The sequence below is a fragment of the Mesorhizobium sp. P2_E6 genome (assembly GCF_056403835.1).
Genome location: NZ_JBFUEQ010000009.1, coordinates 12754 through 24778, shown reverse-complemented (window position 1 = coordinate 24778; position 12025 = coordinate 12754). Strand labels below are relative to the sequence as shown.

The window sequence follows — 12025 nt, the reverse complement described above, 5'->3', positions numbered from 1 at the left end:
CCAGCCACCTCAATACGGATCGACGGCATCGCGCAGGCCGTCGCCCAGCGCGTTGAAGGCAAAAACGGTGACGAGCACGAAACCGACCGGCGACAGGATCCAGGGATAGGTGCCGATAACGGAATAGGTCGCGGTGTCCTGCAGCATCAGGCCCCACGAGATCAGCGGAGGCTTGACCGCAAAGCCGAGGAACCCGAGGAAGCATTCGAGCAGCACCACCGTCGGGATCGCCAAGGTGACGGCGACAATCACGTGGCTCATCACATTGGGCAAGATGTGCTGCAGGATGATGCGCCGGTCGGTGGCGCCGACCGCCATTGCGGCGCGCACATACTCGATGCGCGCCAGCGCCAACGTCTTGCCACGCACCTCGCGCGACATCTGCGCCCAGCCCAGCGCCGACATGACGACAATGACAAAGGCGAGGAAGACATTGGTCGGCGCGGTGACGGGGATCAGCGTCGTCAGCGCAAGATAGAGCGGCAGCTGCGGGAAGGCGAGCACCAGTTCGACGAAGCGCTGCATCCAGATATCGAACCGGCCGCCGAAATAGCCGGAAACCATGCCCACGGTGGTGCCGATGACGGTGATGATGAAGACGACCGTCAGCGCGATCATCAGCGAGACGCGCGAACCATGTATGGCGCGCGACAGGATATCGCGGCCGAACTTGTCGGTACCGAGGAAATGCACCGGCTGGCCGTCCATCGAGGCGAAGAAATGCCGGCCCGCCGGGACCAGCCCGAAGAGCTTGTAGGGCGCGCCTTCGACAAAGAAGCCAAGCAGTCTCGGATGGTCGTAGTCGGGGCCGACGACGGGCTGGAAGGTGACCGGATCGAGGTCGGCCGAATCGGCCAGCGCATAGACCCGTGGCCGCGCGACGAAATTGCCGTCCTTGTCGTGGAAGGAGGGCATTTGCGGCGGAGCGAAGCCGACATCGGTCGCCTTCGGGTCCATCGGCGCCAGGAATTCGGCGAACACGGCCATCACCAGCAACAGAACGACGAGCCCAAGCCCGGCCATGCCGGTCCAGGAGCGCTTCAACCGACGCCAGACGAGCGCGATATAGCTCTCATTGCCGCGCGCAGGTTTGGCGACGATAGGTCCTTCCGCCGGCAGCGGTGGAGGTGATGGATCGCGGGCCAGCATCTAGCTCTCTCCGTATTGGCGGATGCGCGGGTCGAGCAGGACGAGCAGCATGTCGGCGATGATGTTGCCGACGATCAGTGTCGCCGACAGCACCATCATGAAGGTGGCAGTGACATAGACATCACCGACCGCCATCGAACCGACGATCGCCGGGCCGACGGTCGGCAGCGCGAAGATGATCGCCGTCTCGATCTCGCCGGTGAGCATGTAGGGCAACACCACACCCTGATACATGACGAGTGGATGCAGCGCATTGGGCACGGCGTGCCGCATGACGACGGCGCTACCGGTCAGGCCCTTGGCTCTCGCCGTCTCGACATATTGCGCGTTAAGCGTATCCAGCAGATTGCCGCGCATGACGCGCATATTGTAGGCGAGGCCGCCGAAAGTGGCGATCGCCACCACCGGCCAGACATGCTTGACCAGGTCGACGAACTTCGCCCAAGACCATGGCGCGCCGCCATATTGCGGCGAGAAGAATGAGCCGATCTCCGACAGGTTGAACTGGAAGACGAGGAGATAGACGATGATCAGCGCCATCAGGAAGCGCGGCACGGTCATGCCGAGGAAGGCGATGGCCGAGAGCGTCGAGTCGATCCACGTGTATTGCCTTGTCGCCGCCCATATGCCGAACGTGATGCCCAGCACCGAGGCGAGCAGATGGCAGACCAGCGCCAGGAGCAGCGTTCTCGGCAGGCGCTCGCCGACGACATCGGCCACCGGCTTGTTGTAGTAGAGGCTGTAGCCGAAATCGCCGCGAGTAATGATTCCGCCGATCCAGTTGAGATACTGGACGGGCAGCGGCTTATCGAGGCCGTGGTCGACGCGGTAGGCCTGGGCCTGCGCATCGGCCTCCGCGAAGGACGCGCCGCCCTGGTTGATCAGCTGCGAACGGATGTAGTCGGCATAGTCACCAGGTGGCGCCTGGATGATGGCGAAGGTGACGAGGCTCAAGATTGCGAGGACCGGTATTGCCGACGCTATGCGCATAAGCAGGAATCGCAGCATGGACGGTCGGCTTCCTCATTTCGCCGGACGCTCCCATTGAGGGTCGTTCGGAGGGTTGGTTCGCCCCGGCCGCGCCAGCGGCGCGGCCGGGTCTCTCTTGGTCAGGGGAGGTAAACTTACATCGGACCCTTGTCTCCGGGCTTGCCCGGGAGTTCCTGCGGGAACAATTCGTATTTCGCCTGCTTGTCGGCCGCGACGAAGACGCGTTCTCGGACGATCGAATCCTCGGCCCAGTTGAACATGAAGATCGGTGTGCCCTGCGGAATGTTCGAGAAGCGCTTGTTGACGATCAGCGCCCCGGGATATTCCGTCAGGCCGACATTGTAGACGTGTTCGGTCGAGATCTTCTGGAACTCTTTCATCAGGCTGGCGCGCTTGTCGTTGTCCTCTGACGCGACGAACTTGTTGACGATGTCGACGAGGTCTTTTTCGAAAGGCATCAGGTCGACCTCGCCGCTTTCCGGCGCACGGTGATTCCAGCTGGTTTTCGGGCCGACAGGCGCAAGCTGTTCGGTGTTCTGCACAACCGAGGTCAGTTCCTGGTCGTTGCGCCGGATCAACCAGTCGAAACGGCCGGAATACTGCGAGGCGTCGCGCTGGGTACCGTTGAGGCCGTTCAGCACGACCCTCAAGCCCAGCTTTTCCATTTGCGCGACGACACCTTCGGCAAGACTTTTGTCGGTGCCGTAGTCGTTGTTGACCAGCATCACGATCTCGACGTTCTTACCGCCGGCAGTGCCCGCCGGGAAGTTCACGAAACCGTCGCCGTCGGTATCCTTGAGGCCGGCCTTGGCGAGTTCGGCCTTGGCGCCCGCGAGGTCGAATGGATAGTAGACGGTGGACTTGCGGTCATAGAAGCTTGTGCCCGAGGAGAAGCCGCCGGGATAGATGGCGGTGAACGGCCCCTTGACCAGGGAGTCGCCCAGTGCCTTGCGGTCGAGTGCCATGGTGACAGCCTTGCGGAAGTCCTCATTGCGGTTCAGCTCACGGACTGCCTGGCTGCGCTCGTCCGGGTTGCCCCAGCCATTGGCGGAAAAGTTCAGGCGCAGATTGTAGCCGATGAGGCGTGGACCAAAGGCGAGCCGTGCCGGCGCGTTGGCTTCAGCGGCGCGCTTGAGCGAGGCGACAAAGTTTTCTGGCTGCTCGAGGTTGGAGAAGTCGCCCGAGCCGGCGACCGCCTGGACGTCGCGGTCGGCCCAGGTCGACAGCTTGTACTGCAGTTCGTTGAGATAGGGCAGCTGGTTGCCCTTTTCGTCGACCTTCCAGTAGTAGGGGTTGCGGCGCATGACGATAATGTCGTCCGGCCGGTATTCGACCGGCACCCAGGCGCCCATCACCGGCATGTTCATATATTCCGGCGGAAAGGCGTTCTTGAACTGGTCGTAGGTGTTCTTCGAATATTTCGGATGCTGCGGCTTCAATATGTGCGCGGGGCCGGGGCAGAAGGTACCATAGGCCATGGCGTAGAGGTACTGTTTCGGAAAGGCGTCCTTGAAGGTCCACTCGACAGTGTAGTCGTCGATTTTCTTCAGCGTCGTGCCGACGCCGAAGGTTTCCGGCGTCGCGCCATTGAGCGGCGAGACGTTCGGGTCGACCACCTCGTCATCCCAATAGAACATGACGTCGTCGGCGTTGAAGGCCACGCCATCAGACCATTTGGCGCCCTCGATCAGATGCATGGTCAGCTTGTGCCCGTCCTTCGACCAATCCCAGCTTTTGGCAAGGTTCGGCAGCGGCTCGGTGTCCTTGGCTTCGACCTGGAACAGTGGCGCCGTGCGCGTCAGACATTCGGAAAGGCCAATATCGATGCCGCCCCAGCCTTGCGTCTGGCCGGCACCATAGTTCCAGCCTTCCGGCCGGCCGCCGATGACATGGCGCATCGTATCGCCATAGACGCCCACACCGTCAGGCATGTTGGCCGTCTTGAAGACCAGCGGCTCCTTGGGCAGCCTGTCCTTCACCGGCGGCAGCTTGCCGGTCTTGACGTATTTTTCGGTCACCCAATCCGGCTCATGATATTCCGGCAGGGCTTTGAACTCCAGGATGGAGTCACGCGCGACGTACTTGATCTTGCCCTCGGCGGGAAAAGTCGCCGGCACCGGCGGGACTGTCGGCTCTGAAGCGAAAGCGTTGAGTGCCGGAACCGAGACGCTCAGCGCCAGTCCGGCGGCAAGACTGATATTGCGTAAATTCCTCACGGTCTCTCTCCCTCTTGTTTGTTCCGGAGCTTTTATACCTGCTCCGCTTCTCCTCGAATCCAAACGACTTCGTGGCAGTGGATCCCCCTCCCGTAGATCCACCATCACCGCATGAAATTTCAGCCGGCTTGTTTCAGCGCGGCTTTTTCGGCGCGCAATTCCTCGATCGAGCGCACGCTGCGCCGCGCCGCGCCGGCCCATTCGCGGGTCTTGACCTCGGATGTCGACAGCCGCGCCCTGGCGGCCGGAACCGCGTGGGCATATTGCGGCAGCCAGGCTGCCTGGGCGACGACCATTTCGTCGACCATCTGCCAGACCTCCTCCGGGGTTGAAACCGCGCCGACCAGCGGGTCATGCAATACGGCGAGCTTGAGCAGATCGATGTCGCCGGCGATAGCGGCATGGACCGACATGCGCTGGACGTTGATCGAGGAGATGCAGGTGGCCGCACAGGCTTCCGGCAAGGTGATGCCGGCGGCCATGTTGATGCCGAAGCGGTCGACGAAACCGGGCGACTCGATGATGGCGTCCTGCGGCAGGTTGGTGATCACGCCATTGTTCTTGACGTTGAAGTGGCCGCGATAGACGCGGTTGGTCTCCAGCGCCTCCAGGATGTGACTGGCATGCTCGTTGGAGCGTTTTTTGGGATCGATCGGCTGTGATGCCGCTTCGAGGAACTGCGGGTACTCCGTTTCGAACCAGTTGCGGGTTTCGGTCGAGTAGCGGAGATAGCCGCCCGTCTCGCCGTGGATCCAGTCGGACATATCGATCCAGCGCGTGATCTCGTCGGGGCGTTTGCGGTACCAGGGCAGATATTCGGAAAGATGGCCGTTGCTTTCGGTCGAATAGACACCGAAGCGCTTCAAGACATCTATGCGCAGCTTCTCCTGCCTGGAATAGACCGGATGCGCCTCGAAGGCGGCGACCAGTTCGTCCTTGCCGATCTCGCGGCCGTTGAGGCGCAGATCGATGAACCAAGTCTGGTGGTTGATGCCGGAGCAGACATAGTCGAGCTCCTGCCTGGACTTCGCGCCCAGCACCTCGGCGATCTGCTCGGCGCCGTGCTGGACACCGTGGCAGAGCCCGACGGTGTCGACCTTGCCGTACTCGATCGCCGCCCAGGTGTTCATCGCCATCGGGTTGGCGTAGTTCAGGAATTTGGCGTTCGTCTCGGCAACCTCACGTATGTCCTTGCAGAAATCCAGGATCACCGGAATGTTGCGCTGGCCATAGAGAATGCCACCGGCGCAGATCGTGTCGCCGACGCATTGGTCGATGCCGTATTTCAGGGGAATCCTGATATCGTCGGCATAGGCTTCGAGGCCGCCGACCCGCACGCAGCTGATGACATAGCGTGCGCCTTCGATTGCCTTGCGGCGGTCGGTGGTCGCCGTCACCTTGGTCGGCAGTCTGTTTGCCTCGACAATCCTGTCGAGGATCGCCTTGATCATCTCAAGATTGTGCGCGCTGACGTCGGTCAGCGCGAATTCGATGTCGGTGAATTCGGGCACGCACAGGATATCGGTGAACAGCTTCTTGGTGAATCCAACGCTGCCGGCACCAATGATAGCGATTTTGAAACTCATCTGCCGGACCTCATTTCGTTCGAATGGCAGGCAAGGAACGACAAGGAAAGGTTCCGCCACATGCCATGACATGTGTGCAGGACACGCCGGAATCCGGCCATGCCAACCTCCCGGTCCGCTCCTCGACTGCGGATCTCTCTCGCTTTTCGAAGGGGATTATGCGCTTATTCACGAGCGCGACCAGAGAAGGATTGTGCTTTGAAGGGTAATTTTGTGCTGCAAGATTTGATAGCCAACGGACAGTCCATGCGCACGATCTCGCTGCCGCGCGGCCGCCAGCGCCTGCACGCCATGCCGACGAGCACGGGCTATGAAGTGCGCGAGGACGAAATCTACGACTGGGACGGGCGCAAGCGCGGCCAGACACCGTTCACCGTGCTCCAGCACACGATCAGCGGGACCGGCCGGCTGCGCTACGAGAACCGCAACTACCGCCTGCAGAAGAACGACACATTGCTGGTGCTGGTGCCGCATAACCACCGCTACTGGCTGGCCAAGCATGAACGCTGGGAATATTTCTGGATTTCGATGAACGGCGATGAGGCGCTGCGCATCCACAAATCCATACTCGGCACGTCGGGTCCGGTGTTTCGGTTGCAGCCGGCGACGATCGATCATCTTGCCGATTGCAGCCTGCGCCTCATCAAGGGCGCCGCTTCGCCGGGTGCTGCTTCCGCCGTCGCCTACGAAGCCGCGATGGCGCTCTATGACGATGTCTTCGGCTCACATTCCTTTGCCGAAAAACAGAGTGCCATGCAGCCGGTCATCGATCACATCAGTGCCAATCTAGAGAGGCCGCTGCCGGTGGCGGACCTGGTCCAGATCAGTGGCCTCAGCCGGGCCCATTTCTCGCGCTGTTTCGCCGAGAGCGAAGGCCTGCCGCCCGCCGAGTTCGTGCTGCAGCAGCGCCTACAACGCGCGGCGAAGCTGCTGACCAAGGTGGACTTCCTGCCGGTGAAGGAAGTCGCCATCCTGTGCGGCTTCGAGGACGCGAATTATTTTTCGAAGGTCTTCCGCCGCTGCTACGGCATCACGCCCAGCCAATTCCGCACCACCGGCATGTATGCCAGCATGAGAACCCCGGCCAGAGGCGGCGCCAAGGTGCCGGACGACGAGACCTGACGCCGCCTTGGGATCGTGGTTTCATGCATGTCGACCAAAACCGCTGCGCACTTCTGGGCGACATGCATCAGGCAGCGTGCAGCCTGCCGCCATCCAGCCACTCGAGATCGGCCGGCGAAAGCGTGATGTCGAGTGCGCGCAGGCTGTCGTCCAACTCGCCCAGGGTGCGTGGCCCGATCAGCGGAATGGATGGGAAGGGCTGATTGAGCACATAGGCCAGTGCAACATGGATCAGGCTCTTGCCCAGCCGCGCGGCAAGTTCGATCGCCCGGTCGCGGCGGCCGAAATTCCGCTCCGAGTACCAGACCCGCACCAGTTCCTCATTGTCGTGCCTGTCGCGCCCGGCGCGGTCGGTGAAGAAGCCGCGCCCCTGGCTCGACCAGGCGAAGTTCGGCATCTGCCGGGCGGCCAGCCAGGTCTTCCACGCATCGGTCGAGGAGGTCACGCAGCCGGCCCAGATCGGCTCCAGCATTTCGGCCAGCGAGAAGTTGTTGGACAATGCGCCGGGCTTCTGTTTGCCGGTCCGCTCGGCATAGGCAATAGCCTCGTCCATGCGTTCCATCGTCCAGTTCGAGCCGCCGAACGGGCCGCGGATGCGGCCGGCATTCACCTCACGATCCATCGCATCGACGAATTCACCTACGGGCACATCGGGATTGTCGCGATGCATGAAATAGACATCGACATGGTCGGTTTGCAGGCGGTGGAGTGACTGGTCAAGCTGCTTGCCGATCACATCGGGATAGCAGAGCGGCGAATGGGCGCCCTTGGCGATGACCACCGATTGCGCGCGCACGCCGCGGTTTTTCAGCCACTCGCCAAGCAGCGCCTCGGTGTAACCGCCGCCGTAGACATAGCCGGTGTCGAAGAGATTGCCGCCGGCCTCGAAAAAGGCATCGAGCAGGATCGACCCGGAAGAAAAGGTGCGGAAATCCTCGAAGCCGAGCGCCACCACGGACGCCGGCTTCGACAGGCCCGGAATGGTGCGTTTGGCGATCGCCGTTCCGCCGGAGCGTAAAGGCCGACCGGAGATGGTGTTGGTGCGCTGCGGGGCCTTCTCGATCCCGTACTCCAGGCCCGCCGCCGCCCGCCATCTGTCGAGGACGCGCAAGGTGCCGAGACTGTCGGCCCAGTCCATACCCGGCCATGTGAATTCCTGCCGCCCGGCGAGGATGGCCTCACCGGCGGCGTCGACCTCGAAAGAATAGACATGGCGCTTTTCGTCGACGCTGATGGTCTCACGCACGCCGTCGGATCCGATCACGTCGATCTGGCCCAGGCCGACGTCGCGGTTGCCGCCGGCGAACCAGAAGTCCGGCACCTCGATGCGACCCCTGGTGCCGAAGATTCTGAGCACATTGTCCTGGTTGAGCGAGATGCTGCAGGAAACTTCGGCGATGATGCCGCCCGGGAAATGCAGCACCGCCGAAGCCCATTCGTCGACACCGGACTGGCCAAGGTGGGCCGTACCAACCACCTTGTCCGGCTCGGCGAAGGGGAGGCCCGCCGCCGCCCCGGCAATCAGCCGCGCCATCGAGACCGGATAGCCGCCGACATCCAGAATGCCGCCGCCGGCAAGATCGTTGGCATAGAGCCTATGCTCCGGCATGAAGCCAGGCATGGCGAAGCCGAAACTCGACTTGATCATCCTGATATCGCCGATGACGCCCGATCTGATCAGTTCGACCAGCTTCAGCGTCTGCGGATGCAGCCGGTACATGAAGGCTTCGCCGAGAAAGGTGCCGGCCTTGCGCGCGGCATGGATCATGGCGTCGGCCTCGAAGGCGGTTAGCGCGAGCGGCTTTTCGCAAAGCACGTGTTTGCCCGCTTCCGCCGCCCTGATCGCCCATTGCGCGTGGCCGGGATGCGGTATCGAAATGTAGATGGCGTCGATGTCGGGATCGGCGAGCAAGGCATCGTAGCCATCAACGATGCGGGCGCCGGGGAAACTCTCGGCGAGACCTGGCTTGGCGGGGTTGCGCGCGCCGATGGCAACGAGCTTGCCGGTGCGCGAAGCGGCCGCGCCACCGGCAAAGGCCTGGGCGATGCTGCCCGGGCCGAGAATGCCCCAGCGAATGGGCGTTGTTGAAGTCATTGTCATTCTCCTTGAAGGCTGGAACCGGCGGCCGTCAGCGCAGCCGCAGCCCTTTTTCATCGAACAGGTAGGATTTGCGGATGGAAACGGTGATCTCGGACGCATCGGGAACGTTTGCCGCGTCGCGCTGGATCACCACGTCGTCACCGTTCGCCGTTCTGGCATAGAGAAAACTTGTGCCGCCCAGGTGCTCGACCACGTCGATGCGCACCACAAGGTCGGTGTCGCCCTCTCCGGCGCTGCCGAAATGTTCGGGACGCACCCCGACCATGACCTTGCTCCCTGCTTCAGGTACAGCGCTCGTCAGCGGTTGCGCGATACGGGTCTTCTCCTGACCGGCCAGTTCGACCACAACACCATGTGCATCGCGCCCGACAATGCGGCCGCTGATGAAGTTCATCTTCGGCGAGCCGACAAAACCCGCCACGAACTGATTGTCGGGATTGTCATAAAGATCGAGCGGCCGGCCGATCTGCTCGATATGGCCGGCGCGCATCACGACGATCCTGTCGGCGAGTGTCATCGCCTCGGTCTGGTCGTGCGTGACATAGATCATGGTGGTGCCGAGTTCCTTGTGCAGGCGCGATATCTCGACCCGCATCTGGACACGCAATTCGGCGTCGAGATTGGAAAGCGGCTCGTCGAACAGGAACACCTGCGGTTCGCGCACGATGGCGCGGCCAATGGCGACGCGCTGGCGCTGGCCGCCCGACAATTGCTTGGGACGCCGGTTCATCAGTTCATTTATGCGCAGGATTTCGGCGGCTCGCTTGACGCGCCGGTCGGTGTCGGCCTTCGGATTGCCGGTCATCCTGAGCCCGAAACTCAGATTCTGTTCGACGCTCATGTGCGGATAGAGCGCGTAGGACTGGAAGACCATGGCGATGCCGCGGTCGGCCGGCTCGACATCGTTGACGAGCTTGCCGCCGATGGCGATCTCGCCGCCGCTGATGTCCTCGAGCCCGGCGATCATCCTGAGCAGCGTCGATTTTCCACAGCCGGAGGGGCCGACGAAGACGACGAACTCGCCATCCTTGACGTCGATGTTGGCGCCATGGACGACCTCGAAGACGCCGAAGCGCTTGATGACATTGTTGAGCGTGACTGTCGCCATGCTGTCCCTTACTTGATCGCGCCGGCGGCGATGCCGGCGATGAAATGGCGCTGCAGAAGCACGAAGACGACAAGCATCGGCACCGTCAGCATCACCGCGCCCGCCATGATGCCGCCCCACGACACCTTGGTCAGGCCGATCAGCGTGCCGAGCGCCACCGGCGCCGTCATCGAACCGGGCTGGCTGTTGATCAGGAGCGGCCACAAATAGTTGTTCCAGGAGGCGAGGAACAGGATGATGGCGAGCGCCGCCAGCATCGGCCGCGCCAGGGGCAGTGCGACGAAGAGGAAGATGCGCCATTCCTTCACCCCCTCGACGCGCGCCGCATCGAAAAGGTCGTCCGGCATCATCGAGAAGCTCTGCCGCATGAACAGCACACCGAGCGAATTGAACAGCGGCGGCACGATCAGGGCCACCCAGGTGTTGGCAAGCTTGAAATCGCGCGCAACCATGATGAATTGCGGGATCAGCACCACCGCATAGGGCAGCGTGATGGTGCCGAGGATGATGGCGACAACCACGCCCTTGCCGACGAACCTGTAGCGGGCCAGCGCCCAGCCGGCCATCGACGTCAGCAGCACCGACAGGAACGTGTAGGTCACCGCCACGGAGACCGAAATGCCGATGGCGCCGACAAAGTCGGTGTCACGCTGCAGATTGTTGAAATTGTCCATGAAATTGCCATGCGGCAAAAGCTCGATGCCGGGGCTGAAGATGCCGTTGTCCGGCATGGTCGAGAACACCACCATCATCCACAGCGGAAACAGCCAGATCAGCGCCAGCGGCGTCAGGAACAGATGCAGCGCTATGCTGCGTCCCAGCCTTGCGGAGGAGAGGGAACTCATTTCGGTTCCCTCGTCAGCCACAGCTGCACCAGCGTGATCGCGATCGCCAGCCCGGCCATGGTGTAGGCGACGGCCGACGCGTAGCCGAAGTTGAGCGACCGAAAACCCTGGCGGTAAAGCAACAGGCCAAGCGTCTCGGTGCCGCCGCCGGGTCCGCCGCGCTCGGTGATCAGGAAGGGCTCAGTGAACAGCTGCATGGTGCCGATGATCGACAGCACAAGGCAGAAAACGATGACCGGCTTCAAGAGCGGCAGAGTGATGAAGAAGAACTGCTTGAGCTTGCTGACGCGGTCGAGCGTCGCCGCCTCGTAGACATCTTCGGGTATGGACTGCATGCCGGCGAGCAGGATGATGGCGTTGTAGCCGGCCCAGCGCCAGGTGACCGCGATCATGATCAGCGCCATCGCCGGCGTGACGTTGGAAAACCAGTCGACGCTGGGCAGGCCGACGCTGTTCAAGAGCTTGTTGATGATGCCGAAATTGAGGTTGAACATCAGCCGGAAGACCGCCGAGTAGGCAACTTCGCCGACCACGACCGGGGCGAAGAAAGCAAAGCGATACAGGCCGCGTGCCTTGAGCAGCGGCGAGTTCAATAGCACCGCCATCACCAGCGCCAGCGTGATCATCACCGGCACCTGGATGACGAGGATGAGCAGCGTGTTCTTCAGGGCGTTGAAGAAGGCGGGGTCGCCGATCAACCGGCCCCAGTTGAAGGTGGGCGCGAACCGCCATGGCACGGTACGTGTCGCCTGGAAGGAGATCATGAAGGAATCGATGATCGGCCACACCCAGAAGATTGCAAAGATCAGCAGATAGGGCGCGAGGAAGCGATAAGCCGTGGCATTCTGATAGCGCATTGTAGCCTCCTTTCCGCGTTCAAGGGGGTGGCGCGCCCGTGCCGAGACACG

9 protein-coding genes are annotated in these 12025 nt (G+C 62.2%); 1 reads left to right on the top strand and 8 read right to left on the bottom strand.

Going from position 1 to position 12025, the window contains the following annotated elements; translation table 11 throughout:
• Window positions 1-9 precede the first annotated feature (9 nt).
• The 4 genes from AC1D08_RS22485 to melA form a co-directional block, all read right to left on the bottom strand.
• Window positions 10-1149 carry an ABC transporter permease gene (locus AC1D08_RS22485; RefSeq protein WP_457151825.1) on the bottom strand — a complete coding sequence of 380 codons (1140 nt, stop codon included), beginning with the start codon at window positions 1147-1149 and terminating at the stop codon, window positions 10-12.
• A complete protein-coding gene (locus tag AC1D08_RS22480) occupies window positions 1150-2157 on the bottom strand; it encodes an ABC transporter permease (protein ID WP_457151826.1) in 1008 nt (335 codons plus the stop codon).
• A 116-nt stretch (window positions 2158-2273) separates the two neighbouring features.
• Window positions 2274-4355 (bottom strand): ABC transporter substrate-binding protein, encoded by a 2082-nt coding sequence (locus tag AC1D08_RS22475; RefSeq protein WP_477424055.1) that lies wholly within the window; start codon window positions 4353-4355, stop codon window positions 2274-2276.
• 119 nt (window positions 4356-4474) lie between these two features.
• Window positions 4475-5941 carry an alpha-glucosidase/alpha-galactosidase gene (melA, locus tag AC1D08_RS22470; protein WP_095088881.1) on the bottom strand — a complete coding sequence of 489 codons (1467 nt, stop codon included), beginning with the start codon at window positions 5939-5941 and terminating at the stop codon, window positions 4475-4477.
• 99 nt (window positions 5942-6040) lie between these two features.
• On the opposite strand from melA, the gene AC1D08_RS22465 reads away from it, so the two are divergent.
• Window positions 6041-7063 (top strand): AraC family ligand binding domain-containing protein, encoded by a 1023-nt coding sequence (locus tag AC1D08_RS22465; RefSeq protein WP_457153969.1) that lies wholly within the window; start codon window positions 6041-6043, stop codon window positions 7061-7063.
• Between the two features lie 67 nt (window positions 7064-7130).
• Here AC1D08_RS22465 and AC1D08_RS22460 read toward each other — a convergent pair whose 3' ends face one another.
• Genes AC1D08_RS22460 through AC1D08_RS22445 form a run of 4 tightly spaced genes read right to left on the bottom strand, consistent with a single transcriptional unit; the run spans window position 7131 to window position 11974 of the window.
• Window positions 7131-9158 carry an aldo/keto reductase gene (locus AC1D08_RS22460; RefSeq protein WP_457153970.1) on the bottom strand — a complete coding sequence of 676 codons (2028 nt, stop codon included), beginning with the start codon at window positions 9156-9158 and terminating at the stop codon, window positions 7131-7133.
• A gap of 34 nt (window positions 9159-9192) precedes the next feature.
• Window positions 9193-10272: an ABC transporter ATP-binding protein gene (locus AC1D08_RS22455; protein WP_477424052.1), complete on the bottom strand. Its 1080-nt coding sequence runs from the start codon at window positions 10270-10272 to the stop codon at window positions 9193-9195.
• Window positions 10273-10280: 8 nt separating this feature from the next.
• Entirely contained in the window at window positions 10281-11117 is an 837-nt protein-coding gene (locus AC1D08_RS22450; RefSeq protein ID WP_095088662.1) for a carbohydrate ABC transporter permease, read from the bottom strand.
• On the bottom strand, window positions 11114-11974 hold the full coding sequence (locus AC1D08_RS22445) for a carbohydrate ABC transporter permease (protein ID WP_184872124.1): 861 nt from the start codon (window positions 11972-11974) through the stop codon (window positions 11114-11116). Before AC1D08_RS22445 ends, AC1D08_RS22450 begins: the two co-directional genes overlap by 4 nt.
• Between the last annotated feature and the right edge of the window lie 51 nt (window positions 11975-12025).